This is a genomic window from Streptomyces sp. NPDC054834, from assembly GCF_053611185.1.
This window is the reverse complement of sequence record NZ_JBSGZV010000024.1, coordinates 86,386-111,246: the sequence shown is the minus strand read 5'-3', so window position 1 is coordinate 111,246 and position 24,861 is coordinate 86,386. Positions and strand designations below refer to the sequence as shown.

The 24,861-nt window shown below is 71.8% G+C and carries 29 protein-coding genes; 16 read left to right on the top strand and 13 right to left on the bottom strand.

What is annotated here, in order from left to right; genetic code table 11:
• Positions 1–72 precede the first annotated feature (72 nt).
• The gene (locus tag ACWGJM_RS28700; RefSeq protein ID WP_453414615.1) at positions 73–1,029 is read left to right on the top strand and encodes a DMT family transporter; all 957 of its coding nucleotides are present in this window, start codon (positions 73–75) and stop codon (positions 1,027–1,029) included.
• Positions 1,030–1,092: 63 nt separating this feature from the next.
• Here the strand turns inward: ACWGJM_RS28700 and ACWGJM_RS28695 are convergent, their stop codons facing one another.
• Positions 1,093–1,722, bottom strand: a complete 630-nt coding sequence (locus ACWGJM_RS28695; protein ID WP_453414614.1) for an FMN-binding negative transcriptional regulator — start codon at positions 1,720–1,722, stop codon at positions 1,093–1,095.
• Positions 1,722–2,405 carry a pyridoxamine 5'-phosphate oxidase family protein gene (locus tag ACWGJM_RS28690; RefSeq protein WP_453414613.1) on the bottom strand — a complete coding sequence of 228 codons (684 nt, stop codon included), beginning with the start codon at positions 2,403–2,405 and terminating at the stop codon, positions 1,722–1,724. Before ACWGJM_RS28690 ends, ACWGJM_RS28695 begins: the two co-directional genes overlap by 1 nt.
• 46 nt (positions 2,406–2,451) lie before the next feature.
• On the opposite strand from ACWGJM_RS28690, the gene ACWGJM_RS28685 reads away from it, so the two are divergent.
• On the top strand, positions 2,452–3,783 hold the full coding sequence (locus tag ACWGJM_RS28685; protein ID WP_453414612.1) for an aminotransferase class I/II-fold pyridoxal phosphate-dependent enzyme: 1,332 nt from the start codon (positions 2,452–2,454) through the stop codon (positions 3,781–3,783).
• A 6-nt stretch (positions 3,784–3,789) separates the two neighbouring features.
• On the opposite strand, the gene ACWGJM_RS28680 is transcribed toward ACWGJM_RS28685, so the two are convergent.
• Positions 3,790–4,728 carry a DMT family transporter gene (locus ACWGJM_RS28680; protein WP_453414611.1) on the bottom strand — a complete coding sequence of 313 codons (939 nt, stop codon included), beginning with the start codon at positions 4,726–4,728 and terminating at the stop codon, positions 3,790–3,792.
• A gap of 74 nt (positions 4,729–4,802) precedes the next feature.
• Here ACWGJM_RS28680 and ACWGJM_RS28675 point away from each other — a divergent pair, with 74 nt between their 5' ends.
• Positions 4,803–5,705, top strand: coding sequence for a LysR family transcriptional regulator (locus ACWGJM_RS28675; RefSeq protein WP_453414610.1), 903 nt, complete (start codon positions 4,803–4,805; stop codon positions 5,703–5,705).
• A gap of 15 nt (positions 5,706–5,720) precedes the next feature.
• On the opposite strand, the gene ACWGJM_RS28670 is transcribed toward ACWGJM_RS28675, so the two are convergent.
• Positions 5,721–6,188: a pyridoxamine 5'-phosphate oxidase family protein gene (locus ACWGJM_RS28670; RefSeq protein ID WP_453414609.1), complete on the bottom strand. Its 468-nt coding sequence runs from the start codon at positions 6,186–6,188 to the stop codon at positions 5,721–5,723.
• Between the two features lie 161 nt (positions 6,189–6,349).
• Between ACWGJM_RS28670 and ACWGJM_RS28665 the strand changes: the two genes are divergently transcribed.
• Positions 6,350–6,994 (top strand): cysteine hydrolase, encoded by a 645-nt coding sequence (locus tag ACWGJM_RS28665; RefSeq protein ID WP_453414608.1) that lies wholly within the window; start codon positions 6,350–6,352, stop codon positions 6,992–6,994.
• A gap of 9 nt (positions 6,995–7,003) precedes the next feature.
• On the opposite strand, the gene ACWGJM_RS28660 is transcribed toward ACWGJM_RS28665, so the two are convergent.
• Positions 7,004–7,516, bottom strand: a complete 513-nt coding sequence (locus ACWGJM_RS28660) for a Rieske (2Fe-2S) protein (RefSeq protein ID WP_453414607.1) — start codon at positions 7,514–7,516, stop codon at positions 7,004–7,006.
• 174 nt (positions 7,517–7,690) lie between these two features.
• On the opposite strand from ACWGJM_RS28660, the gene ACWGJM_RS28655 reads away from it, so the two are divergent.
• From ACWGJM_RS28655 to ACWGJM_RS28625, 7 genes are all read left to right on the top strand, one after another.
• On the top strand, positions 7,691–8,464 hold the full coding sequence (locus ACWGJM_RS28655; RefSeq protein WP_453414606.1) for a HipA family kinase: 774 nt from the start codon (positions 7,691–7,693) through the stop codon (positions 8,462–8,464).
• Entirely contained in the window at positions 8,461–8,877 is a 417-nt protein-coding gene (locus ACWGJM_RS28650; RefSeq protein WP_453414605.1) for a DUF3037 domain-containing protein, read from the top strand. The genes ACWGJM_RS28655 and ACWGJM_RS28650 overlap by 4 nt, the downstream gene beginning before the upstream one ends.
• Positions 8,878–9,003: 126 nt before the next feature.
• Positions 9,004–9,765, top strand: coding sequence for a 3-oxoacyl-ACP reductase FabG (gene fabG / locus ACWGJM_RS28645; RefSeq protein ID WP_453414604.1), 762 nt, complete (start codon positions 9,004–9,006; stop codon positions 9,763–9,765).
• A 20-nt stretch (positions 9,766–9,785) separates the two neighbouring features.
• Positions 9,786–10,547 carry an SDR family oxidoreductase gene (locus ACWGJM_RS28640; protein ID WP_132855006.1) on the top strand — a complete coding sequence of 254 codons (762 nt, stop codon included), beginning with the start codon at positions 9,786–9,788 and terminating at the stop codon, positions 10,545–10,547.
• Between the two features lie 200 nt (positions 10,548–10,747).
• The gene (locus tag ACWGJM_RS28635) at positions 10,748–12,322 is read left to right on the top strand and encodes an ABC transporter substrate-binding protein (protein WP_453414603.1); all 1,575 of its coding nucleotides are present in this window, start codon (positions 10,748–10,750) and stop codon (positions 12,320–12,322) included.
• A gap of 92 nt (positions 12,323–12,414) precedes the next feature.
• A complete protein-coding gene (locus tag ACWGJM_RS28630; protein WP_453414602.1) occupies positions 12,415–13,098 on the top strand; it encodes a uracil-DNA glycosylase in 684 nt (227 codons plus the stop codon).
• Between the two features lie 106 nt (positions 13,099–13,204).
• Entirely contained in the window at positions 13,205–13,729 is a 525-nt protein-coding gene (locus tag ACWGJM_RS28625; protein ID WP_453414601.1) for a hypothetical protein, read from the top strand.
• 22 nt (positions 13,730–13,751) lie between these two features.
• Here the strand turns inward: ACWGJM_RS28625 and ACWGJM_RS28620 are convergent, their stop codons facing one another.
• The 3 genes from ACWGJM_RS28620 to ACWGJM_RS28610 form a co-directional block, all read right to left on the bottom strand.
• Positions 13,752–14,225 carry a hypothetical protein gene (locus ACWGJM_RS28620; RefSeq protein ID WP_453414600.1) on the bottom strand — a complete coding sequence of 158 codons (474 nt, stop codon included), beginning with the start codon at positions 14,223–14,225 and terminating at the stop codon, positions 13,752–13,754.
• Positions 14,226–14,338: 113 nt separating this feature from the next.
• On the bottom strand, positions 14,339–14,851 hold the full coding sequence (locus tag ACWGJM_RS28615) for a DinB family protein (RefSeq protein WP_453414599.1): 513 nt from the start codon (positions 14,849–14,851) through the stop codon (positions 14,339–14,341).
• A 78-nt stretch (positions 14,852–14,929) separates the two neighbouring features.
• Positions 14,930–15,520 carry a TetR/AcrR family transcriptional regulator gene (locus tag ACWGJM_RS28610; RefSeq protein ID WP_453414598.1) on the bottom strand — a complete coding sequence of 197 codons (591 nt, stop codon included), beginning with the start codon at positions 15,518–15,520 and terminating at the stop codon, positions 14,930–14,932.
• A gap of 127 nt (positions 15,521–15,647) precedes the next feature.
• Here ACWGJM_RS28610 and ACWGJM_RS28605 point away from each other — a divergent pair, with 127 nt between their 5' ends.
• Together ACWGJM_RS28605 and ACWGJM_RS28600 are read left to right on the top strand one after the other, a co-directional pair.
• On the top strand, positions 15,648–16,835 hold the full coding sequence (locus ACWGJM_RS28605; protein WP_453414597.1) for an FAD-dependent monooxygenase: 1,188 nt from the start codon (positions 15,648–15,650) through the stop codon (positions 16,833–16,835).
• The gene (locus ACWGJM_RS28600; RefSeq protein ID WP_453414596.1) at positions 16,832–17,746 is read left to right on the top strand and encodes a Gfo/Idh/MocA family protein; all 915 of its coding nucleotides are present in this window, start codon (positions 16,832–16,834) and stop codon (positions 17,744–17,746) included. Before ACWGJM_RS28605 ends, ACWGJM_RS28600 begins: the two co-directional genes overlap by 4 nt.
• A 237-nt stretch (positions 17,747–17,983) precedes the next feature.
• Here the strand turns inward: ACWGJM_RS28600 and lnt are convergent, their stop codons facing one another.
• From lnt to ACWGJM_RS28585, 3 genes are all read right to left on the bottom strand, one after another.
• Positions 17,984–19,567 carry an apolipoprotein N-acyltransferase gene (lnt, locus tag ACWGJM_RS28595; RefSeq protein WP_453414595.1) on the bottom strand — a complete coding sequence of 528 codons (1,584 nt, stop codon included), beginning with the start codon at positions 19,565–19,567 and terminating at the stop codon, positions 17,984–17,986.
• Positions 19,568–19,670: 103 nt separating this feature from the next.
• Positions 19,671–20,156 carry a nuclear transport factor 2 family protein gene (locus tag ACWGJM_RS28590; RefSeq protein WP_453414594.1) on the bottom strand — a complete coding sequence of 162 codons (486 nt, stop codon included), beginning with the start codon at positions 20,154–20,156 and terminating at the stop codon, positions 19,671–19,673.
• A gap of 190 nt (positions 20,157–20,346) precedes the next feature.
• Positions 20,347–20,844 carry a hypothetical protein gene (locus tag ACWGJM_RS28585; protein ID WP_453414593.1) on the bottom strand — a complete coding sequence of 166 codons (498 nt, stop codon included), beginning with the start codon at positions 20,842–20,844 and terminating at the stop codon, positions 20,347–20,349.
• A gap of 175 nt (positions 20,845–21,019) precedes the next feature.
• On the opposite strand from ACWGJM_RS28585, the gene ACWGJM_RS28580 reads away from it, so the two are divergent.
• From ACWGJM_RS28580 to ACWGJM_RS28570, 3 genes are all read left to right on the top strand, one after another.
• Positions 21,020–21,685, top strand: a complete 666-nt coding sequence (locus tag ACWGJM_RS28580) for a hypothetical protein (RefSeq protein WP_453414592.1) — start codon at positions 21,020–21,022, stop codon at positions 21,683–21,685.
• A 69-nt stretch (positions 21,686–21,754) separates the two neighbouring features.
• Positions 21,755–22,366, top strand: coding sequence for a hypothetical protein (locus ACWGJM_RS28575; protein ID WP_453414591.1), 612 nt, complete (start codon positions 21,755–21,757; stop codon positions 22,364–22,366).
• Positions 22,367–22,389: 23 nt separating this feature from the next.
• Complete coding sequence (locus ACWGJM_RS28570; RefSeq protein WP_453414590.1) at positions 22,390–23,376, top strand: LLM class flavin-dependent oxidoreductase; 987 nt, start codon at positions 22,390–22,392, stop codon at positions 23,374–23,376.
• A gap of 48 nt (positions 23,377–23,424) precedes the next feature.
• On the opposite strand, the gene ACWGJM_RS28565 is transcribed toward ACWGJM_RS28570, so the two are convergent.
• Both ACWGJM_RS28565 and ACWGJM_RS28560 read right to left on the bottom strand, forming a co-directional pair.
• Entirely contained in the window at positions 23,425–23,604 is a 180-nt protein-coding gene (locus ACWGJM_RS28565; protein ID WP_132854993.1) for a hypothetical protein, read from the bottom strand.
• Between the two features lie 109 nt (positions 23,605–23,713).
• Positions 23,714–24,589, bottom strand: a complete 876-nt coding sequence (locus ACWGJM_RS28560) for an undecaprenyl-diphosphate phosphatase (RefSeq protein WP_453414589.1) — start codon at positions 24,587–24,589, stop codon at positions 23,714–23,716.
• Positions 24,590–24,861 lie beyond the last annotated feature (272 nt).

Genomic DNA, 24,861 nt, shown 5'->3' with positions numbered 1-24,861 from the left:
CGAAGTCCGTGGGCTCCGCTCAACGAGATCAGCGGGGCCTCTGCCGAACTTCCACCTCTGCGGAGACCACTCGTGTCGCATGCTGTCTCTGGCCTGCCCGTCGGGCGTGGCCTGCTCTGTCTGATCGTCGCCGGTGCCGCCTGGGGCACCGCGGGCGCCGCCGCCGCACTGGTCTACCGGACCAGTGACATGAGCGCCGTCACCCTGTCCTTCTGGCACTGTGCCGCCGGGCTCGCGCTGCTGCTCGCCGACCGCGTGCTGCGCCGCCGCCCACGCCCTGCCGTGGCCGAAGCGCCCGGCCGCCGTGCGCTGAAGGCCGTGGCCACAGGCGTCGGCCTCGCCGTGTTCCAGACCGCCTATTTCGCGGCCGTGCCGGCCACCGGACTCGCCGTCGCGACCGTGGTCACCCTCGGCGCCGGCCCCGTGCTCATCGCGCTCGGCGCCCGCTTCGCGTTGGGGGAGCGGCTCGGCCCGGCCGGAACGGCCGCCGTCGCCGGGGCGCTCGCCGGACTGGTCGTGCTGATGTTCGGCGGCGCGGGAGCGACCGTACGTCCCTGGGGCGTGCTGCTCGCGCTCGCGTCGGCGGCCGGTTACTCCGCGATGACACTGCTCACCCGCTGGTGGGGGCGGGACGGCGGGAGCGACGCGCCGGGTACGACGGTGTGGGCGTTCGCGGTGACCAGCCTGTGCCTCCTGCCGTTCGCCCTCATGGAGGGCCTGCTGCCACACACCGCTCATCCCGTCCGGGTGCTGTGCCTCTTGGGGTACATCGCGGCGATTCCCACGGCGCTCGCGTATGCCCTTTACTTCGCGGGCGCCGCCGTCGTGAGGTCGGCCACCGTCTCCGTGATCATGCTCCTGGAGCCGGTGAGCGCGGCCGTCCTCGCCGTCGCCCTGCTCGGTGAGCACCTGACCGCTTCCACCGTGACCGGCACGCTGCTGATGCTCGGCTCGGTCACGGGCCTCGCCGTCGCGGAGGCACGCGAGGCGCGACGAGGGACGGGCGAGGAACGACCGGTCCTCGTGTGAGCCGGTCGGGTGCGGTCGACCGGGATGCGGTCGGGGGGCCTGACCAGCGGCCGGGGCCGTCGCTCAGGCCCCCCGCCGTATCAGATGTTCCCGCGCCGCCGCGTCGCGTGGGCCGTTGCGGCTCGCCAGGGCCGTCACCATGTGCCGGCGGACCTCTTCCGGTCGCTTACCCGCGTACTTGAACTTGGCCCGGATGTCCGTCACTTCCAGCCGCAGGACGCGGATGCCGGACAGGAGGCGGCCGTACGGGGCCTCACCCGGGGTGGCGCGGGCCGAGCCGCCCTCCGGCTGGAAGTGGCCGACCTGGCGGTTGAGGAGGCTGGCCTTCTCCACCGGGTCGTCCACGACGTGGGCGGTGCAGCTGAGCTGGACGGCCGCGTAGAAGCTCGTGGGGACGCCGTGTTCGGGCGGGACGTCGGGTGCGGCCTGCCAGGGGCCCGGAACGTAGACGTAGTCGTCGACCACGCTCAGCAGCACCCGTGGCTCCGCCTCGAGAGCGGGCCAGAGCGGATTGGGGCGGGCGAGGTGGGTGACGGCCTCGCCGCGGTCGGGGTCGTAGGCGAAGTGCAGCGGCTGGACGAGCGGTGGCTCGCCGGGCGGGCCGTTGACCGCGAGCTGGCCGAAGTCGTGGGCGGCCAGCCAGGTCTGCCACTCGGCGTCGTCGTGGGGTGCGTCCCAGGGGTGGATCAGCATCACAGGGCCGTGAGGTAGTCGGGGAGCGCGGTGCCGGGAGCCAGGTCGGCCTCGGGGAGCGGAGTGTCGTACCCCTTGCGCAGCGGGACCACGCCGGCCCAGTGGGGGAGGGCGAGGTCCTCGGGCTCGTCGTTCACGCCGCCGGTGCGGAGCTTGGCGGAGACCTCGTCCAGGTCGAGGCGGATCACGGCGGTGGCGGCCAGCTCCTTCTTGTTGGCGGGGCGGGAGTCGGCGGCGCGGCCCGCGACGACATGGTCGACCAGCGCGTCCAGGGCGAGCCGCTTCTCCTCGGGGTCGGTGACTTCGTACGCGGTGCCGTGCACCACCACGGAGCGGTAGTTGATCGAGTGGTGGAAGGCGGAGCGGGCCAGCACCAGGCCGTCGACATGGGTGACCGTCAGGCACACCGGCAGCCCCGGGTCGGCCTGGCCGGTCATCCGCAGCGGGCGCGAGCCCGTGGAGCCGTGCACGTACAGGCGCTCGCCGACCCGGGCGTAGAGCGTGGGCAGCACCACGGGCGCGCCGTCGCGGACGAAGCCGAGGTGGCAGACGTAGCCCTCGTCGAGTATCGCGTGCACCAGTTCCCTGTCGTACGACGCCTTTTGCGCGGCACGCGTGGGGACGGTGCGGTCGGTCGGGCGGTACGCGGCCGGCTGCGGTGGCGTCTGCTGGGTGCCCTGCATGACGGTCTCCCTTGCATTTCGATTGCACTAGTGCATAATTGGTTTTGTGCTAGGAGAGTATCGGATCGAAGGGCGCGGCGCAGCGGAGATTGCCGCGAGTATCGAGGGCGCGGTGGGCGCCGGGACCCTGGAGCCCGGCCAACTGCTCCCTCCGATGCGGGAGTTGGCGGTTCGGCTGGGTGTGAACCCGAACACTGTCGCGGCTGCCTATCGCACCCTGCGCGAGCGGGGGGTCATCGAGACCGCCGGGCGCCGGGGCAGCCGGATCCGGCCCAAGCCGGCCACCACCGGGCGGGAGAAGGTACGCGTGGACGTACCGGCCGGGGTGCGTGACCTGTCCGCCGGCAACCCCGACCCCGCGTTGCTGCCGCCGCTCGCACCGACGCTGGCGGCCGTCGCCGAGGAGGCGGACCGGGAACCGGTGCTGTACGGCGACGATCCCGTGGAGCCGGAACTGGCCCGCATCACACGGGCCGAACTCGATGCCGACGGCGTCCCCGAGGGCCCTCTGGCGGTGCTCTCCGGGGCCCTCGACGCGGTGGAACGCGTCCTCGCCGCCCATCTCAAGCCGGGGGACACCGTCGCCGTCGAGGACCCCGGCTGGGGCCGCACCCTCGATCTCGTCGCCGCCCTCGGACTGCGCACGATCCCCGTCGGCGTCGACGACGAGGGGCCGCGGCCCGAGGCGTTGCGCACGGCCCTGCGCTCCGGCGCGCGGGCCGTGATCGTCACCGACCGCGCGCAGAACCCCACCGGTGCCTCCGTGAGCGCCCCCCGCGCGCGTGCCCTGCGGGCCGTCCTCCGTGAACACCCGCAGACCCTGCTCATCGAGGACGACCACGGTCACGGCATCGTCGACCTGCCGCTGCATCCCCTCGCGGGCGTCACCCACCACTGGGCGTTCGTCCGCTCCGCCGCCAAGGCCTACGGTCCCGACCTCAGGCACGCCGTGCTCACCGGCGACCCGGTCACCGTCGACCGGGTCCGCGGCCGGCAGCGGCTCGGGCCGGGCTGGGTGAGCTTGCTGCTGCAACGGACGGTGGTCCGGCTGCGGGCGAGCGGCGCGGTCGACGGACCGGCGGTGGCGGCGGCGTACCGGGCCCGGCGGGAGCTGCTCATCGACGCGCTCGCCGAGCGCGGGGTCCGCGCCCATGGCCGCAGCGGGATGAACGTCTGGGTGCCCGTCCCCGACGAGACCGGCGCGGTGGCCCGCCTCCTGCACGCCGGCTGGGCCGTCTCGCCCGGCGCCCGCTTCCGCCTCGACGCCCCGCCCGGCATCCGGATCACCGTCTCGACCCTGACCCCGGCCGAGGCCGCCCCGCTGGCGGACGCGATCGCCTCCGCGGTCGGGCCGACCCCGATGCGCAGCTATGTGTAGGGGTGCCTAGGCCGCCCGCTTGCCCCGTGCCTGCGTCAGCGCCGCCCCCGCCAGCACGATCACCGCCCCCACCGGAGTCGTCCAGTGCAGTGTCTCGTCCAGGATGGCGACGCCGGCGGCTGTGGCGATGACCGGGATGAAGTAGGTGACCATCTGGGCCGTCGTCGGCCCGACCTCGGCGACCAGGCCGTACTGGATGAGGACCGCGAGGCCGGTGCCGAGGGCGCCGAGGGCTGCGACGGCGAGCAGCGGTATGAGGGCGAAGTGGGCGGGGGCGGTGGTGAACAGGGGGGTGACGACGGTCAGCTGGAGCGTGGCCAGGAGCAGCTGGGCGCCCGTCATCGACAGGTGGGAGTGGCCGCTGCCGGCGAGTGTGCGGCGGACGTATATCCAGCCGACCGGGTAGCTGAGCGAGGCCAGCAGGGCCAGCGCGGTGCCCGTGGCGTCGAGGCCGGTGAAGCCCTGCCAGGCGCCCAGGACCGTCAGGACGCCCAGGAAGCCCAGGCCGAGCCCGGCGACCCGCAGTCGCGTCGGCCGGTCCTCGGAGAGGGCGACCAGGGACAAGGCCATGCCCCACAGGGGCGAGGTGGCGTTGCAGATGCCGGCCAGCGTGGACGGGATCGTCAGTTCCGAGTAGGCGAAGAGGGAGAACGGCAGGGCGTTGAGCAGGAACGCGGCGACCGCCAGATGGCCCCAGGTGCGGGCCCCGCGCGGGAGTCGCTCCCGCTTCACCGCCATCGCGGCCCCGAGCACCGCCGTGCCGAAGACCAGCCGCCCGAGGGTGACCTGGAAGGGCGCGTAGCCCTCCGTGCCCACTTTGATGAGCAGGAAGCTGAAGCCCCATATCAGGGACAGGGCACCGAAGCGGAGGCGCCAGTCGAGGCGGGCGCGGGGGCGCGCGGCGGTCTGTCGGGCTTCGGTGCGAGTGGCAGTGGCGGTGGTCATGGCCTCCACGATGCTGGAGTCAACCTCGTAGCACAATTGAGATTTCCACAGCGAAACCTCTTAGTATTACTTATATGTTGAACCTGGAGCGCCTGCGCACCCTCGACGCCCTCGCCCGGCACGGCTCCGTCAGCGGGGCGGCCGAGGCGCTGCACGTCACGACGTCCGCGGTCTCCCAGCAGCTCGGCAAACTGGAGCGGGAGGTCGGCCAGCAACTCCTGGCCAAGAACGGGCGGGGCGTCCGGCTCACCGACGGCGGCCGGCTGCTCGCCGAGCACGCGGCGCGCATCCTCTCCCAGGTGGAGCTCGCCCAGTCCGACCTGGAGGCGCACCGGGGCCAGGTCGCCGGAGAGCTGCGGCTGTCGGCGTTCCCGACCGCCGCACGCGGTCTGTTCCCCACCGCTCTCGCCGACCTGCGCGCCCGGCACCCCGCGCTGCGGGTGCGCTCCGGCGAGCTGGAGCCGGAGAACGGCATCGCCGGAGTGGTGCGCGGCGACCTGGACCTCGCGGTCGTCCTCGACTGGTACAACAAGCCGATGCCGGTACCCGACGGCCTGGTCAAGGCACCCCTGCTCGACGACCCCGCCGACGTGGCGATGCCGGCGGGCCACCCGCTCGCGGACCGCGACGAGGTGGACCTCGGGGAGTTCGCCGAAGACGAGTGGATCACCTGGGGCGAGGGCGAGTTCTGCCACGAGTGGCTGATGTTCACGCTGCGCTCGCGCGGCGTCGAGCCGATCGTCGGTCACCGTGCCGCCGAGACCCACACCCAACTGGGCCTGGTCGCCGCCGGGCTCGGCGTGTGCATCGCGCCGGCGCTGGGCCGCCACCCGGTGCCCCCCGGCGTCGTCACGGTCCCGCTCAAGCAGCGGGTGCGCCGCCATGTGTACGTCGTCTGGCGCGCGGACGCCGACCGCCGCCCGTCGATCCGCGCGGCGGTCGAGGCACTGCGGACGGCGGCCGAACAGGTCGGCTGAACCGCCCCGACAGTCTTATGCGGGCCCCAGCTTGCTGAAGTCCCAGGAGACGATCTTCTCCGGTGTCAGCCGCGCCCAGGCGTGCCGCCCGTCGTGGGGCATCTCGTCCAGGCCGAAGTTCTTGCGCGCGAACAGCGTCTCCGCGGTGTCCAGTTCGGCGCACAGCTCCCCGATGCGCGGCACCTCGCCCACGAACTCCATCGTGCCGGTCAGCTCGACGCCGCGCAGCTGGTCGTACTCCTCGCCCGAGTCGACCACGATCGCCACCCGCGGATCGCGGCTGAGGTCCGTCCAGCGCTTGCTGCGCACCACCGAGTACAGCCACAGCGACACGCCGTCCCAGGCGTACCACAGGGCACTCACGTGCGGTGTGCCGTTCGCCGACACGGTGGCGACCCGGCAGGTCCGCTGGGTGGTGAGGAACTCGTCGACCTCACCCGTTGTCATCATGATCTTCCGGCCTCGGCGCTGAGTGGCAGTCATGCATCCCCCTCTTCTCCCACGTCGTGCCAGAGGAGACGGTCCGGGTCCTGTCCGGCGCCTAGATCCTCTGACATCACGTCAGAAAAGAATGAGTCGTCTTCCCCTCGGACGCAATGCCGGTTAGTCTCGCCCGCCCCGAACTCCGGCGAAAGGGCGCGAACATGGCGTCGCACGAGCAGCTCGGTGAAGTCCTCGACCCCGCGAGCACCGTCCTGCTCACCGTGGAGTGCCAGCAGGGCGTGGTCGGTCCGGACAGCGCGCTGCCCGAACTCGCCCGTCAGGCCCGCTCCTCCGGGGCCCTGGGCAACATCGCCCGGCTGGTCGCCGCCGCGCACGACAGCGGTGTCCAGGTGATCCACGCAGTCGCCGAACGCCGGCCCGACGGCCGGGCCGCCAGCCGCAACGCGCGGCTGTTCCGTGCCGCCGAACGGCTCCCGGTACAGCAGCTGTCCGGCACCTCGGCGGTGCGTGTCGCGGCGCCGATCGAGGTCACCGAGGAGGACATCGTCGTACGACGGCTGCACGGCCTCTCGCCCGTACAGGGCACCGAGGTCGACGCACTGCTGCGCAACCTGGGCTGCCGCACACTGATCGTCACCGGGGTCTCGGCCAACGTGGCGATCCCCAACGCCGTGTTCGACGCGGTCAACCTCGGCTACACCGTTGTCGTGCCCGCCGACGCCATCGCGGGGGTGCCCGCCGACTACACCCCCGCGATGATCCGCAACACCCTCGCGCTGGTCGCCACGGTCGCGACCACGGACGAGGTGCTCGGCTGCCTCAGGCGGCCGCGCCGCCGGGACTGACGCCGGCGTTCACGCCAGCTTGATCTCGTCCCCGGAGACGGTGATGTTCGCGGCGGCCAGCGGCTGCGTCGCGGGCCCCTGCTTCACACTTCCGTCGGCGGCGGAGAAGTGGCTGTTGTGGCACGGGCAGACGATCACGCCGTTGGCGACGCTGCCCACCGCGCACCCCGCGTGGGTGCACTTGGACGAGAACGCCTTGTACGTGCCCGCGGCCGGCTGGGTGACGACAACGCCCTGGTCCTTGAAGATCTTGCCGCCGCCCTCGGGGATGTCCGAGGTCTTGGCGAGCGCGGTGCCACCGGCGCTGCCGCCGCTCTCCTGCGCGCTGGGCGAGCTGCCGGCACCAGCGGCGGCACCGGCCGATCCGGTCGTTCCGGTGGACCCGGCCGCGCTGGAGGAGTCCGACGACTTGTCGTCCGAACCGCAGGCGGTCAGCGCGGCGGCGAGTCCCGCCGCTCCGGCCGCCGCCACGACGGTACGACGGGCCGGACCCGCTGCGGGAGTGGGCGATGCGCTGGTCATGAGGGATTCCCTTCCGCGGAGCTTTTCGTGATCCGTCCAGGGGTACGGTCTCGGGGCACCACCTGTTCAGACGGCATCGAGATCTTGTCTTCCTGGAGATGAGGCGAACGTAAACCACAGCTGTCGTTCCGCTGTCGGTCCGGGCGTCGCCGCAGCCCCCAGTAGCCTGGGGCGATGCTCAAAGAAGTCATCGCGACCCGCTACATCACGCCCCTGCGTGAGGGCGGCTCGCTGCCGGGGCTCGTCGAGGCCGACGACTTCGGGACGTACGTCATGAAGTTCACCGGCGCCGGCCAGGGCCGCAAGACGCTGGTGGCCGAGGTCGTCTGCGGCGAACTGGCCCGCCGCCTCGGCTTCCGGATGCCCCGGCTGGTGACGATCGACCTCGACCCGGTCCTGGGGCTCGGCGAACCCGACCAGCAGGTGCAGGAACTGCTCAGGTCCAGCGCCGGCACCAACCTCGGCATGGACTTCCTCTCCGGTGCCCTCGGCTTCGACCCGCTCGCCTTCACGGTGAGCAGCGAGGAGGCCGGGCGGATCGTCTGGTTCGACGCGCTGGTGAACAACGTCGACCGCTCCTGGCGCAACCCGAACCTGCTGATGCACCGGGGAGAGCTGTGGCTCATCGACCACGGCGCCACCATGATCTGGCACCACAACTGGCCTTCCGCCGAGACCTCCGCGGCCCGTCCGTACGATGCCTCGGACCACGCCCTCGCGCGCTTCGCGCCCGATGTCCGCTCGGCCGCCGCCGCGTTGGCGCCCCTGGTCACCGAGGAACTCCTCGCGGAGGTCACCGCCGAGATCCCCGACGCCTGGCTGGCCGGTGAACCCGGCTTCGCCACCCCGGACGATCTCCGGCGGGCCTATGCGCGTCCGCTGCTCGCGCGGGCCGCCGGCATCCACGAGCGCGTCGACGGCATCCACGGCATCGAGGGGAACAAGTGACCGAGCGCCACATCACCCGGGCGGGCCAGGGCGGCGACCGCGACGTCTTCGAGTACGCGCTGCTCAGGGTCGTACCCCGCGTCGAGCGGGGCGAGTGCATCAACGCGGGAGTCGTCGTCTACTGCCGCGCGCAGGCGTACGTCGGCGCCCGTACGCATCTCGACGAGGCCCGGCTGCTGGCCCTCGATCCGTATGCGGACGTGGCGGCTGTGCGGGCCGCGCTGGGCGCGGTCGAGGGCGTGTGCACCGGGGGTGGGGCGGCCGGGCAGGCAGCGGGGGACGACGCCGGGCGGCGCTTCCGCTGGCTGATCGCGCCCCGCTCGACGGTCGTGCAGCCCGGGCCCGTGCACACGGGGCTCACGACCGATCCGGCGGGCGAGGCGGAGCGGTTGCTGGACCTCCTGGTGAGGTAATGGATCACACGCACCCTGTGTGCCGTTGACACCGGGTGCCAGGGCTTCTAGCGTCACGGGTGCTGAAGGTACTAAGCGGTCGCTCACCAATCGGGCGCACCTTCTCTAGGGCGAGGAGAACCAGCAATGTCCACCACTGAGCAGCGGGTCGCCGTGGTCACCGGCGCCGCGCGCGGCATCGGCGCCGCCACCGCCGTACGACTGGCCGCCGAGGGCCGCGCGGTCGCCGTGATCGACCTCGACGAGGCCGCCTGCAAGGACACCGTGGAGAAGATCACCGCGGCCGGCGGCAAGGCCATCGCGGTCGGCGCCGACGTCTCCGACGAGGCGCAGGTCGAGGCCGCCATCGCGCGCGTCGTCGAGGAGCTGGGCGCCCCGACGATCCTGGTCAACAACGCGGGTGTGCTCCGTGACAACCTGCTGTTCAAGATGAGCGCCTCGGACTGGGACACCGTCCTGAACGTGCACCTGCGCGGCTCCTTCCTGATGACGAAGGCCGTCCAGAAGCACATGGTGGACGCCGGCTTCGGCCGCGTCGTCAACCTGTCCTCCTCCTCCGCGCTCGGCAACCGCGGCCAGGCCAACTACTCCGCCGCCAAGGCGGGCCTCCAGGGCTTCACCAAGACCCTCGCCATCGAGCTGGGCAAGTTCGGCATCACCGCCAACGCCGTCGCCCCGGGCTTCATCGCCACCGAGATGACCAAGGCCACGGCCGAGCGCGTCAAGATGGGCTTCGAGGAGTTCAAGGCCGCCGCCGCCACCCAGATCCCGGTGCAGCGCGTGGGTGAGCCCGAGGACATCGCCAACGCCATCGCGTTCTTCACGGGCGAGGCCGCCGGCTTTGTCTCCGGCCAGGTCCTGTACGTCGCCGGCGGACCGCTGAACTAGGAACACTGGGGACCACGGACATGACTGAACTTCCTGAACTCTCCGGCAGGGTCGCCCTCGTCACGGGCGCCAGCCGCGGCATCGGACACGGCGTCGCCGAGGCGCTGGTCGCGCGCGGCGACCGGGTGTGCATCACCGGCCGCAACGAGGATGCCCTGAAGGAGGCCGTCGAGCAGCTCGGCGCCGAACGGGTCATCGGCGTCGCCGGCAAGGCGCACGACCTCGCTCACCAGGCCGAGGCCGTCGAGCGCACCATGGAGGCCTTCGGCCGCGTCGACTTCCTGGTCAACAACGCCGGTACGAACCCGGTGTTCGGGCCGATCGCCGACCTCGACCTGGATGTCGCGCGCAAGGTGTTCGAGACCAACGTGATCTCGGCGCTCGGCTTCGCGCAGAAGACCTGGCACGCCTGGCAGAAGGACAACGGCGGCGCGATCGTCAACATCGCCTCGGTCGCGGGCCTCGCGCCCTCGCCGTTCATCGGCGCCTACGGCGTCAGCAAGGCCGCGATGATCAACCTGACCCAGCAGCTGGCGCACGAGTTCGCGCCCAAGGTGCGGGTCAACGCCATCGCCCCGGCCGTCGTGAAGACCAAGTTCGCGCAGGCCCTGTACGAGGGCCGGGAGGAGGAGGCGGCCGCCGCCTACCCGCTCGCCCGGCTCGGCGTGCCCTCCGACATCGGCGGCGCCGCCGCCTTCCTCACCTCGGCGCAGTCCGACTGGATCACCGGGCAGACGCTCGTGGTCGACGGCGGCATCTTCCTGAACGCCGGCGTGGGCTGACGGCGTCCGCCGTCATGCGCTCCGGGCGCCGTTCCCCAGGGAGCGGCGCCCGTTTCGCGCCGTACAGGATCCGCACAGTGGGAATGACAACGTCGTCATAACACAGTGGATCAAGGAGCCTGCTCACAGGGTGGTTCAGGGGGCGTGACGCTGCGGTATGGTCTGCCGACCCTTGGTATGGCAGATCGAGGAGCGTGCGCGTGTTCAAGCGGAACCGAGGCCTGCAGAAGGTGGCTGCGGTCCTGTCCATATCCTTGGTGGCCGGCTGCGGGATCTTTTCCGACGGTGACCAGGACAGCGGCGGGGCGATCGTGGTGGGCACCACGAGCGCGCCCAGCACCCTGGATCCGGCCGCCTCCTGGGACCAGTCCTGGGAACTCTTCCGCAACATCTACCAGACCCTGCTCAACTACCCCGTCGGCGCGACCACGCCGCAGCCCGACGCGGCCGAGAGCTGCCGGTTCTCGGAGGCCAACACCGTCTACACCTGCAAGCTCCGCTCGGACCTGACTTTCTCCAACGGGCACAAACTGGATGCTCAGGCCGTCAAGTACTCGTTCGACCGAATCAAGAAGATCAACGTCAGTACCGGCCCCGCCGGCCTGCTGGCCGGTCTCGACCGGGTCCAGGCGGTGGGCGACCGCGAGGTCGTCTTCCACCTGAACAAGCCGGACGCCACGTTCCCGTTCGTGCTGGCAACGCCCGGCATGTCGATCGTGGACCCCGCGGAGTACTCGAAGAACGCGCTCCGCAAGGACGACCAGGTGGTCGGGTCCGGGCCGTACGACCTGAAGTCCTACCAGCAGGGCAAGGAGGCCGTGCTGGTCGCGAACAAGAGCTACAAGGGCTTCGCGAAGCGCAAGAACGACGCGGTGACCATCCGCTATTACCAGGATTCGCGTCTGCTGGCCGGCGACCTGCGTGACAAGAAGATCGACGTCATCTTCCGCGGCCTCGCCGCCGCCGACGTCCTCTCCTTCCAGAGCCGGGGCGACAAGGACGTCGATCTCATCGACGGATCGAGCAACGAGATCGAGTACCTGGTGTTCAACCCCAAGGACCCCTGGGCCCGCAAGACCCCCGTTCGAAGAGCCATCGCCCAGCTCATCAACCGCGGCGAGATCGTCCACCAGGTCTACAAGGACACCGTCCAACCGCTCTACTCCATGGTCCCCGCCGGCCTGACCGGGCACACCTCCGTCTTCTTCGACGACTTCGGAGACCCCAGCGTCACCAAGGCCCGCAAGATCCTCACCGACGCGGGCATCACCCAGAAGGTGCCTCTCACGCTCTGGTACACCACCGACCGCTACGGCTCGGCGACCGCGAAGGAGTTCCAGGAGATCAAGAGCCAGCTGGAGGCCTCCGGCCTGTTCACCGTCACCCTGCACGGTGCCCCCTGGAACAGCTACGTCACGGGCTACCAGAAGGGCGAGTACCCGGTGTTCGGGCGCGGGTGGTCCCCCGACTTCCCCGACGCCGACAACTTCATCGCGCCGTTCGTCGGCAACCAGAACGCCGTCGGCACGCCCTACTCGGCACCCAAGATCACTGACGACCTGCTGCCCCGCTCCCGTCGGGAGGCCGACCGCGGCCGCGTGGTGAAGGAGTTCCAGGAGGCCCAGACGATCCTGGCGAACGACGTGCGGCTGCTGCCGCTGTGGCAGGGCAAGCAGTACCTGGCCGTGAGCGACGACATCTCCGGCGCGGAGCGGTCGGTCGACCCGTCCACGATCATGATGATGTGGGAGCTGTTCCGGAAGACCAGCTGGTAGCGGAGGCGTTCTCCGAGGACGCGGCACCGTTGTCAGTGGTCGCCGGTAGGTTCTGAGAACTGGAAGTGACCGCACATCGTGAGGACGTTGACGTGACCGACATCGCCATGCTGCCCGAGTCCTGGCGCGGGGTTCTGGGCGACGAGCTGCAGCAGCCCTACTTCAAGGAGCTGACCGAGTTCGTCGAGGAGGAGCGGTCGAAGGGTCCCGTCCATCCGCCGCGCGAGGAGGTCTTCGCCGCGCTGGACGCCACGCCGTACGAGAAGGTGAAGGTCCTGATCCTCGGTCAGGACCCCTACCACGGCGAGGGCCAGGGCCACGGCCTGTGCTTCTCGGTCCGGCCCGGCGTGCGGATCCCGCCGTCGCTGCGCAACATCTACAAGGAAATGCACGAGGAGCTGGGCACGCCGGTCCCGGACAACGGCTATCTGATGCCGTGGGCCCAGCAGGGCGTCCTGCTGCTGAACGCGGTGCTCACAGTCCGCGGCGGCGAGGCCAACTCGCACAAGGGCCGGGGCTGGGAGCGGTTCACGGACGCGGTGATCCGCGCGGTGGCCGGCCGGCCCGACCCGGCGGTCTTCGTGCTGTGGGGCAACTACGCGCAGAAGAAGCTCCCGCTGATCGACGCCGAGCGGCACGCCGTGGTGAAGGGCGCGCACCCCTCGCCGCTGTCGGCCAAGAAGTTCTTCGGCTCCCGTCCGTTCACGCAGATCAACGAGGCCGTCGCCGCCCAGGGCCACGAGCCGATCGACTGGAGCATCCCGAACCTCGGCTGACCGCGGCCGGGCGGTCCCGTGTCGTACGGGGCCGCCTGACCGGGATTGCCGGTGCCGACGGTTAGCGTCGTCCGGTACAGGCCCCTACGTGTGCCCGGAGGACGCGGTGGCGGAGCGACAGGAGCAGGCGGCGCCGGACGCCGTGCTGACGCGGATCGGGCAGGTCGTGATGCTGCATCACGGCGGGGACCGCGAGGAGGCCCGGCACCGGTTCCTGGATCTGTGGGCGGAGCTGGCGGAGGACGGGGACCCGCTGCACCGCTGCACGCTGGCCCACTACCTGGCCGACACCCAGGACGACCCCTCCGACGAACTCGCCTGGGACCTGCGGGCGTTGTCGGCGGCGGAGGAACTGGCCCAGGAGCACGAGGCCGGGGACGAGAGCCCGGCCGCGGTGCGTGCCTTCTACCCCAGCCTGCACCTGAACCTCGCCGCCGACTACGTGAAACTGGGCCACTCCGAGGCCGCCCGAACCCATCTGCGCCGTGCCCGAGGGGCGGCCGACGCACTCGGCGAGGACCGCTACGGGGACGGGGTGCGGGCGGCGATCAGCCGGCTGGAGCTGCGGCTGGGGGAGGAGGGTTCCTCCGGAGGGGAGTCCTGGGGCCCGCCGAGACAGCGGCCGACGTAGCGCAGGCGGCCTCCGGCCGGGGTCAGTGCCCGTAGGTCTGGTCGCAGATGACCGCCTGCGGGCTGTCCGGGCGCCAGCCGCCGTACTGCTTGCCGAGGGCGCACACGTCCGGGTTCTCCGGCACGGACTTCGGTACGTACTTCGACGCGCCCGGGATCTTCACGCGCGGCTGCTCGGGTGGCTTGCGAGGAGGCCGCGGACGCGTGACCTGGGGCGGCGGCTGCCGGGGCACCGCTGAGACCACCGGACGGTGCGGCGCGGGCGTCGCGGGGTGGCCAGGCCGACGGGACGGGCCGACCATCTCCAGTGCCTCCCGGGCCGGTGCCTGCACGACCCGTGGCCGGGTGCTGCCGTCCGGCCGGGCCACCGAGGTCTGTGACGGTGCCGTACCCGGCGGCGGGCCGGGCGCCAGCGGACGCTGGACCGTCACACAGCCGGAGAGGGCCGAGACGGCCACGGTGGCCAGGAGCGCTGCGGTGGTCGTCGTTCGATGCACCCGGGCAACTCTGGTGGGTGACAGCCGGGTTGGAAATGGCACCGGGGCGGATGGTGCCCCGCACGGGTGATCTCGTACCCCGTACGGGGGGTGCGCGCACGCCGGGGGTGACGTCAGTCGCCGGTGGCGCCGTCCAGCCGCTCGCGGACCAGGTCGGCGTGGCCGTTGTGGCGGGCGTACTCCTCGATCATGTGGGTGTAGATCCAGCGGAGGTTGAAGGGCTCGTCGGTGAACTTGCTGGTGCCCTCGGAGAGGTCGTCGAGACCGAACCTGGCCGCGTGCCGTCGAGCGATCTCTATCTCGGTCTGCCAGGTGCCGTACGCCTCCTGCCAGGTGTCCGCCTCGGTGAGATGAAACTCGCCGTCCGGGTCCTCGTCGCTGTAGTAGACCGGCCCGGGATCGTCGCCGGCCAGCACCTTGCGGAACCAGCCCCGCTCCACCTCCGCCATGTGCCGCACCAGCCCCATCAGCGACAGCTCGGACGGCGGCACGGACGCCGTGCGCAACTGTTCGTCGGTCAGGCCCTCGCACTTCCAGGCCAGCGTCTGGCGGTGGTAGTCCAGCCAGCCCTCCAGCATGGTGCGTTCGTCGGCGTTCTGGGCGGGCTCTTCCCGCTTGGTCGTCATAGCCGCATCCTCGCCCAACTCGCCCTGTCCCTCTACGGGTTTTCCGCGTCCGCTCAGCCCCCCGGTCAGCCCGCCCGGTCAGCGCCCCAGCATTCCGCGCAACAGCTCCCGCATCCCCGCCCGCACCTCCGCCAGGCTGGGTACCTCCGCGTTGAACGACCCGGCCACGCACGAGAACATCAGCCCGTCCGCCCAGCCGACCAGTGACAACACGTGCCGGGCCGGGTCGGTCGAGCCGACTGCGGTGAGCATGGCGGCGAGCTGGTCGCGGAAGACGGCGCCCGTCGCGTCGTAGAAGGCGCGCAGTTCGGGCCGGCGGGTCGCCTCCAGAGCCAGTTCGTAGCGGGCGACGAGCAGGTCGCGGTTGCGGGTGATCGAGCGGTGCGTGGCCAGGGCCAGGGCGTCCGCCAGCGCGTCGAGCCCGCCGTGCGGGTCCGGCATCTCGTCCAGGGCCAGCACCCGCGCCTCCCGCTCGGCGTGCCTGCGCACCGCCAGCTCCAGCAGCGCCTGCCGGGTGCGGGCCACGTTGGACGTGGAGCCCTGCGGCAGCCCCGCCGCCTCGTCGACCGCTCGGTGCGTCAGCCCGCGCATGCCGCGTGAGGCGAGCAGGGCGAGGGCGGTGTCGGCGACCAGGTCGGCGCGGGAGGCGCTCGCGGGGTGTACGGACATGCCGGTCAACCTACCGCCTGAACTACGTCTGTAGTGTCACCTGTCGTCAGGACTACACCTGTAGTACGGTCGAGGGACTACTTCACTACGCTTGTAGTGCGCGGTGCGCCGCGCCGGAGGAGGAGTCATGGCACAGTCGCGTGCCGTCGTCATCGGGGGCGGCATCGGGGGTCTGACCGCCGCGGCGGCCCTGCACCGGGCCGGATGGCAGGTCACCCTGGTGGAGCGGGCCCGCTCCCTGGAGCCGGTCGGCGCGGCCATCTCGCTGGCCCCGAACGCCCTGCGCGCCCTGGACGTCCTCGGTATCGGCGAGGAGGTCCGCGACCTGGCCGCCTGGCAGGGCGACGGGGGGCTGAGGGCACCGCACGGCCACTGGCTCTCCCGCTCCGACGCCGAGGCCGCCGCCGCCCGCTTCGGCGGCCCCCTGGTCCTGCTGCACCGGGCCACCCTGGTCAGCAGCCTCGCCGCGCTGCTTCCGCCGGGTACCGTCCGCACCGCCGCCGCGGCGGCCCTCGCCGACCCCGGCGACCGCGACCGGCCCGCCCGTGTGACCACCGCCGGCGACGAGCTGGAGGCCGACCTCGTGGTGGCCGCCGACGGCGTCCACTCCCGCGCGCGGAGTCTGCTGTTCCCCGGCCGTCCGGGGACCGTGTACGCCGGGTTCACCACCTGGCGGCTCGTGCTCCCGGTACCCGGGGCACGCTTCGCCTCGCACGAGACCTGGGGCCGGGGCCGGCTGTGGGGCACGCATCCGCTCAAGGACGGCCGGGTGTACGCGTACGCCGCCGCGACGGCCCCCGCCGGGGAGCGCTCCCCGGACGACGAACGGGCCGAGCTGCTGCGCCGGTTCGGCGACTGGCACGACCCGATCCCGGCCGTCCTCGCCGCCGCCCGCCCGGAGGACGTGCTGCGCCACGACGTCCACCACCTCGCCGAGCCGCTGCCCGCCTTCCACCACGGCCGTACCGCCCTCCTCGGCGACGCCGCGCACGCCATGCTCCCGACCCTCGGGCAGGGCGGCAACCAGGCCATCGAGGACGCCGTGGTCCTCGCGTTCCACGCCCGCGACCTCCCCGCCTACACGGCGGCCCGGCTGCCCCGCACGACCGCCATCGCCCGGCAGGCCGTCAGGGCCGCCCGCCTGAGCATGGCCGACGGCCGCGTGACCGTCGCCGTACGCGACACCGCGATCGCGGTGCTGTCGAAGGCCGCACCGGCGCTGTTGCTGCGCAGCTTCGACGGCATCGCAGACTGGCGGCCCCCGTATGCTTCCGGCAGGACACCGGCGGGCAACCACGACAGGGAGCGCACGTGAAGGTCGGCTGCATCGGACTCGGTGACATCGCGCAGAAGGCCTATCTGCCGGTGCTGGCCACGCAGCCGGGCATTGATCTGCACCTGCACACCCGCACGCCCGCGACGCTCGCCCGGGTCGCCGACGGCCTCCACCTCCCGGCCGACCGGCGGCACCCCACCCTGGACGCCCTGCTCGCCCAGGACCTCGACGCCGCCTTCGTGCACGCGCCCACCGTCGCGCACCCCGAGATCGTCACCCGGCTGCTCGAGGCGGGCGTACCGACGTACGTCGACAAGCCGCTGGCCTACGAACTCGCCGACTCCGAGCGGCTGGTGGCGCTCGCCGAGCGGCGCGGCGTCCCGCTCGCCGTCGGCTTCAACCGGCGGTACGCCCCCGGGTACGCGCAGTGCGCCGACCATCCGCGTGAGCTGATCATCATGCAGAAGAACCGGGTCGGGCTGCCGGAGGAGCCGCGCTCGATGATCCTCGACGACTTCATCCACGTCGTCGACACCCTGCGGTTCCTGGTCCCGGGCCCGGTCGACGACGTGACCGTGCGCGCCCGCACGGAGGGCGGCCTGCTGCACCACGTGGTGTTGCAGCTCGCCGGGGACGGCTTCACCGCGCTCGGCGTGATGAACCGGCTCAGCGGCTCGGCCGAGGAGATCCTCGAGGTCTCCGGCCAGGACACCAAGCGCCAGGTCGTCAACCTCGCCGAGATAATCGACCACAAGGGCCAGCCGACCGTGCGGCGGCGCGGCGACTGGGTGCCGGTCGCCCGGCAACGCGGCATCGAACAGGCGGTACTGGCGTTCCTCGACGCCGTGCGCGCGGGCAAGGCGCTCAGCGCCCGGGACGCACTGGTGACTCATGAGTTGTGCGAGCGGGTGGTACGTGCGGTGCTGGAGGGGGCGCCGGGGGCGGTCTGAGGGGTCGCAGACCCTCTCGCGCGCGCAGGGCGGCGTGCATGGGCCGGTCGCGGCAGCGGGCGTGTGGGCAGGGTGCTCAGCGCCCGGGACGCAGGCGACTTACGAGTTGTGCGAGCGGGTGGTACTTGCGGTGCTGGAGGGGGTGCCGGCGGCGGTCTGAGGGGCCGCAGATCCTCGCTCGCGCGCAGGGTGGCGCTGCATGGGCCGGTCGCGGCAGCGGGCGTGTGGGCAGGGTGCTCAGCGCCCGGGACGCACTGGTGACTCACGAGTTGTGCGAGCGGGTGTTACGTGCGGTTCCGGAGCGGTCCTCCGGCGCTGCCCGAGGGCGCGCAGGCCTTCGCTGACGCCCAGGGTGGCGAGCACGAGCAGGGCGCCGTGGACCGGCCAGTCGCCGTAGCGGACGTACGGGGTGATGCCGTGGGCGAGGGGCACGTCGTACACGCGGGTGGTGCTCGCGTCCGTGCCGAGCCAGGGCCCGACGCGCTGCCCTGCGGGCCCGTAGACGGCGGAGACGCCGGTCAGCGTCGCGTGCACCATGGGACGGCCGGTCTCGGCGGCGCGCAGTGCGGCCAGCGAGGCGTGCTGGGCGGGTGCCCAGCTGCCCTGGAACGACGACGTCGACGACTGGCCGAGCAGGATGTCCGCGCCGTCCTCGGCGAGATGGCGGCTCATGTCGGGGAACGCGGTCTCGAAGCACACCAGCGGGCCGACGCGCAGCCCGTGGCCGACGTTCATCACCACCTGCTGGGTGCCGCGGTGCCGGTCCTCGCCCGCCGCCCTGCCCACCGAGGTGGCCCAGCCGAGCAGTGAGCGGGCGGGTATGTACTCGCCGAACGGCACGAGCCGCATCTTGTCGTACCGCTCGCCGGTCGGGCCGTCCGGGCCGATCAGGATCGAGCTCTTGTATATGCCGGGCTGGTCGGAGCGGCGGGCGTCCACGTTGACCAGTACGTCGGCGCCGGTCGCACGGGACAGGGCGGCCAGTCGGCGGGCCAGGTCGGGGCGGTCGTCGAGGTCGTAGCCGACGCTGCTCTCGCCCCACACGACCAGGTCGACGTGCTGCCCGGCGAGCCTCCGGGTGAGCGCTTCCTCACGGTCGAAGCGCGTCGTCGGCCCCTTGATCACGCCGGGCTGGACGACCGCGATGCGCACCCCGCCGTCCACGGGGGGCCGTGGCGACCACACCCAGGCCGCCGAGGTCGCGGCTGCGGCAGCCGCCAGCGAGGCCACGGCGGGCACCCGGGACTCGCGCACCGACACCAGCTGGGCGATCGCGACGTTCACGGCCACCACCAGGAAGCTCAGCAGCCACACCCCGCCCACCGAGGCGAGCCGCAGCGCCGGGGCCACCTGCCACTGCGTGGCGCCGAGCATGCCCCACGGGCCGCCCAGCCCCTGCCAGGAGCGCACCAGCTCCACCCCCAGCCAGGCCGACGGCAGCACCAGCACCGCGGCCAGGCCCCGGCCGGGTCCGGGCACGCCACCCGCCGGCCGGTCACCGAGGAACCTGCGGGTGAGCCAGCCCCACGGCGCCCAGAGGGCACCCAGCAGGGCGGCCAGCAGGAAGATGAACACGTGCAGGCTGGGCAGCAGCCAGTGGTGCACGGCCACCATGAACCCGAACCCGCCGCACCAGCCGTCGTACGCCGCCCGCCGCCCGGTCGGCGCCGTGCGCGCGATCAGAAGCCACGGGACCAGCGCGACGAACGCGAACCACCACAACGAGGGCGCGGGAAACGCGAACACGGGCAGGGCACCCGCGAGCACGGCGGCGACGGAGCGCCGCCACGAGGAGGCGAGCCAGCGGTCGAACATATTCATAGATCGCCTCCCTACCCAGTGGACGGCAGCATGTGCACACCGATTTACCGGCGGGTGGCTCCAGTGTGCGCGCCGGAAGGGATCTCGGACAGGGGGCCCGGACTCAGTCCGCCGCCGGGGCCTGGCACGGGTCGGGGAGGCGGCGCCATTTCTCCTGGACGACGACCTCGCGCAGGCGCCAGCCGTCGGCCGTGCGCAGCAGGGCGAAGGAATAGCGCCCCCCGCACACGAGATCCGGCACGGTGGACCCGCCGGCGCCGCCCGCGAACCGCATCGGGTTGACGTAGTCGGCCTGCACCCGGGCGGTGTCCCCGGTGTCCTGCTCCAGAACGCCGAACCGCACCCGCCGGTTGACGATCAGATGCTGCCGCATGGCGAACAGCCCCAGACTCTCCGCGAGCCACCCGGCGATCTGCCCCACGTCCCCCTCGATGCCGCCGGCGCTGCGGTAGTCGGCCCGCCCGTCCGCCGTGAACAGCCTCCGGTACGCCGTCCAGTCGCCGTCGTCCACGGCCACCGCGTAGTCGGTCACCAGCCCGTCCACGGCCAGCCGGTCCATCACGGTCGCGAGCTCCACGCGCTGCGTCATCGGCACAGTGTTGGGCACCGGGCGGGAGGAGCCAAGAGGCGTGCGGGGATACGGGGATATTCGGTGGTGCCGGCCGGCGGCTCGCCACGGCCGCTTCCCCTCCTCCTGGAAGCACAGGTCGGCGGGAAGACCGCATTCCGAATACAACTGACCACGGCTGCTGTGGACTTCCGCTCCGCTCCTGCTTCGGTCACGTCCCGCTGCGCTGCTCCTGGACGGCCTTCATGAGGTCCTCCATGGCGGACTGGGTCTCGCGGTCACGCCCGTCGTCGATCGCTGCGAGAGCGGCGGCCGCGGCCTCACGGATCTGATGGGGAAGCCCGTCCGCGGCCGTGAGGTGGTAGGCGGCCTTACGGCGCGCCATGCGCTCTGCGGCGTCCACCGCGTCGGGGCCGGACAGAGGAAAGACGGCGGCCCTGTATGCCGATATCCCGAGCACCATCATGTCCGCGATTCCGTCGGCGTATCCGAGCGCGGCGGCCTTGCCCTGGCCTTCCCGAATCGTTGCGATCATTCGACGGCGGGACAGGATCGTGCCCAGAGCGCCGCCGCCTCCCAGGGAAAGGGCGCAGGCGACGGCGAGGAACGGCCCGTCCCATGCGTAGCCGGTGAATCCTCCGAGGATCGCGAGCGCGACGGTCCATGCGGCCGCTGTCCGGGCGCTTATCTGCTCGGGTGTGGTGTCCATGGCGGCAGTGTCCCAGCCGATACCAATGGCACCGGCGCGGGGTGGACCGCCGGCGTCGGACATCGGACATCGGACGTCGGGCGTCGGGCGCCGAGCACGGGTGTGCGCCGGTCATGGATCCCACGAGCATGACCGCAGGACGCCAGGTCGACACCCGGGCAGGGATCATGGACAGGTGAACAAGCGGACCAAGACAGCGGCTCCGGTCGAACAACCGGCGCACGAACCCGAGCTCTCCGCCTACCAACGCGCGCTGCGGGACAGGCTTCTCGCTGCCCCGGTGGTTCCCGCGCCCCAGCCCTGGCAGCCCGTCTTCGAGCGCCGCGTCCCGGTCGGCGGACTTCTCGGCATCGGCTTCGCCTCGCACCCCGACGACGGCCACGACCTGGTGATGGTCGTCTCGCACGACGGCCACGGCCTCTTCGACGCCGTCACGGGAGAGAAGATCGCCCGGGACCGGGACCCGGATGCCGAGGACAGTACACCCGACGCGGTTGCCGATCTGTCGTGCCCCGGGCTGGGACCGGTTGCCGGACGCAGAGTGCGCATCGCCGGGCTCTTCGGGGGAGGGCTTCACACCACCACCGCAGATGGCTGGGTGCTGGAGGTCGTCACCCCGGCCTGGCCCCACGATCGGATCCTGCTCTCCGCCGACGGCGGCCTGCCCCACTCCGGTCCGCACGGAGAGAAGTGGTGGCACATCTTTCACTCCGACTACTCCGAGTTCCGAGCCGCGGGCTTCTCACCCTCCGGCCGGACCCTGGCCGTTGCGACGAGCAGCGATCTTTCCCTGTGGACCCGCAGGACGGACGGCCGTAGCGGCGGCAGCGCCGAGACGTGACCGAGGTTGGCCTTGGAAGGGCAGCGGGAGGCGGAGTTGAGCGTCACAGGTGTGTGAATCGTCGGCGCGGTGTCCGACGAGAAGGTACGGGACCTGCTGGGCACCGCGGTCCAGGGCTCGCCGCCGACACCGGTGCCGGTGCACTGTGACGTGCCGGGGGAGCCGGCTTGGTGGCGGGCCAAGGCGCAGGTGTCCCCGTTCAGCGAGTCGACGCGTTGTCCCGGCAGTTGGAGCGCTGATGAGGACGCCATCCGGCTGAGCGCATTCTTCGGCGCCTGCCGCGACGACTCTCACCACGCGGATTCGCTGCGGGACGCCGTGATGGAGCAGTTTCCGCGCGATGTCGAGGGGGGCCTGTTCGTGGCCGTGACCCGCAAGGCCGACCCGTTCTCGGCCTTGGCCTACGCACCCGGTCCCGACGCGATGCTGCGACTGCCAGGCTGGTTCAGGGACTTCCTGCTCGACGTCGAGGAAGTCCGCGCTCAGCTGCCTGCGGCCGAGGAGGGCCGTGCCCTGACCGGAACCCCGCTTCGGGACGCGGTCGAGCGGAAGGAGTTCGCCAACCCGCGCGCCTCCCCGCGTGACCCACCAGGTACCGGTGGGGCACCTTCGGCGACAGGCCGGTCGGACGGGAGCCGGAAGTGGCCGAATCTCCTTGCGGACAGGGGGCGTTGGCGCTGACGGACGGTACCTATACTGACCGGATGATCAGCGTTCCGCTCAGCGCGCTCGAAGTGGCCATGGTCCAGACGGGAGCTCGGGCCGAAGACACGTTACGAGACACCACCGAGTTCGCCCGACGCCTCGAAGACCTCGGTTACCTGCGGCTCTGGTACGCCGAGCATCACCATTCCCCGGCCATCGGAGCGTTCCCGCCCGTCGTCCTGACCGCTCACGCGGCCGCGCTGACGTCGTCCATCCGGCTCGGCTCCGGGGGCGTGCTCGCCCCGAACCACGCCCCGATCATGCTGGCGGAGCAGTTCGGCACGCTGGCCGCGCTGCACGGGGGCCGGATCGATCTCGGCATCGGCCGTGGCCCGGGCACCTTCGACGAGTCCACCGCGCGGGCCCTGCGCCGGGGGGCCGGTCCGGCAACGGACGACGAGTACCGCGACGACGTGGCGGCGACCCTGCGTTTCCTCGTGGACGAGGTTGCCCTCGGCCCGCTCCCGGAGCCATGGCTGCTGGCCTCCAGCACGGCCGGTGCCGCGCTCGCCGCGGAACTCGGACTGCCGGTCGCCTTCGCCCATCACATCCGTCCCGACAACACCCTGCCCGCGCTCGCCCACTACCGCGAGTACTTCTCCCCCTCCCGCTGGTGCGCGCGCCCGCGCGTGCTGATCTGCGTGGAAACGGTGTGCGCCGAGACGGACGAGGAGGCCGCCCGGCTCGCCGGCCCCATGAATGTCGTCAAGGCCGGACTCCTCAAGGGGCGGGGCGACCTCCCCTTCCCCACGCCCGACGAGGCAGCCGGTCACTCGTTCGCCCCGGAAGAGGCGCAGATGCTGAGCAACTTCTGCGCCCATCAGGCGCACGGCTCACCCGAGGCCGTCGCGAAGCAGCTGACGCATCTGGTGGACGTGACCGGTGCGGACGAACTCATGCTCGTGACGCCCGTCTACGCCTTGGCCGACCGACTGAGGTCGTACGAACTGGTCAGACAGCACGTCGTGATGCCGACGGCGTCATGAGGATGCCCTGCGGAGTGGGACGGGCGGGGTTCGCCGAAGCGAGGGGTGTCAGGCCGCCTCGATGATCCCGTCCCGGATCGCCTCGGCCCACTCGATCACCAGCAGCTCGTACTCCGCCCGCTCCTGGGTCGAGAGGGATCCGCCCGCACGCAGCCACAGAGCGCGGATCTGCTCGTTCACCTCGGCAGCAGACCGCACGGAACCAGGGGTCATGGAATCGGGGGACACGCGGACAAGCCTAGGGGCAAGCACTGACACTGCGCTACCGCACCGCTACGCAGACCGTATGCGCTTGGTCACGGCCCGGCCGATCGGGGCCGGCGGACCGCAGAGGCTCTCAGCTCGCCGACTCGGCCGCGTGCGGGCTCAGTGCGCCCGCCGTGACCAGGGCGATGATGACGATGCCGAGGGTGACGCGGTACCAGACGAAGGGCATGAAGCTCTTCGACGAGATGAACTTCATGAACCAGGCGATCACCGCGTACCCGGACGCGAAGGCGATCACCGTGGCGAACAGCGTCGGCCCCCACGCCACATGCCCGCTGCCCACCGCGTCCTTCACTTCGAACGCCCCGGAGGCGAGCACCGCCGGGACAGCGAGCAGGAAGGAGTAGCGGGCGGCCGCCTCACGCTTGTAGCCCATGAACAGGCCGCCGCTGATCGTGGCGCCGGAACGGGAGACGCCGGGGACGAGGGCGCAGGCCTGGCAGAGGCCGTAGACGAGGCCGTCCTTGACGCTGAGGTCGGCGAGGGTCTTGCGCTGCTTGGGCGCCCGGTGCCGCCCGCCCGTCTCGTCGCGCGCCGCCAGGCGGTCGGCGATGCCGATGATCACGCCGACGACGATCAGCATGGTCGCGGTGACCCGCAGATCGCGGAAGGGTCCCTCGATCTGGTCCTTGAGCGTCACGCCCAGGAGCCCGATGGGTATCGAGCCGACGATCACCAGCCAGCCCATCTGGGCGTCGTGGTCCCGGCGCATCTCCTTGTGGGCCAGTGACCGGAACCAGGCCGAGACGATCCGCCCGATGTCCTTGCGGAAGTAGATCAGCACCGCGGTCTCCGTGCCGATCTGGGTGATCGCCGTGAAGGCCGCGCCCGGGTCCTTCCAGCCGGAGAAGGCCGCGGTCAGCCGCAGGTGCGCGCTGGAGGAGACGGGGAGGAACTCGGTCAGCCCCTGGACGAGTCCGAGGACGAGGGATTCGAACCAAGACATGAAGGTGTGGCGTCCAAGTGCTGAGTGGGCCGAGGGGTTGAGGACGATCCCGCGGTGATCCGGCGGTGATCCCGCGGTGGTCCGGCGGTGATCCGAGGGTGATCCGAGGGTGATCTTGTGTCGCGAGGGGCAGCGTACCGCCCCGCCGTGACAGGCCCGACACAGGGGCCGGCCAGGTGGGCGGGGCCGGGGGTGTTGACCGGCCGCGATGTCGCCACATACGTTGCAGCGGACAGGGAAAGCGCTTGCCGTGCTGGTCCGCGCACGCCCGC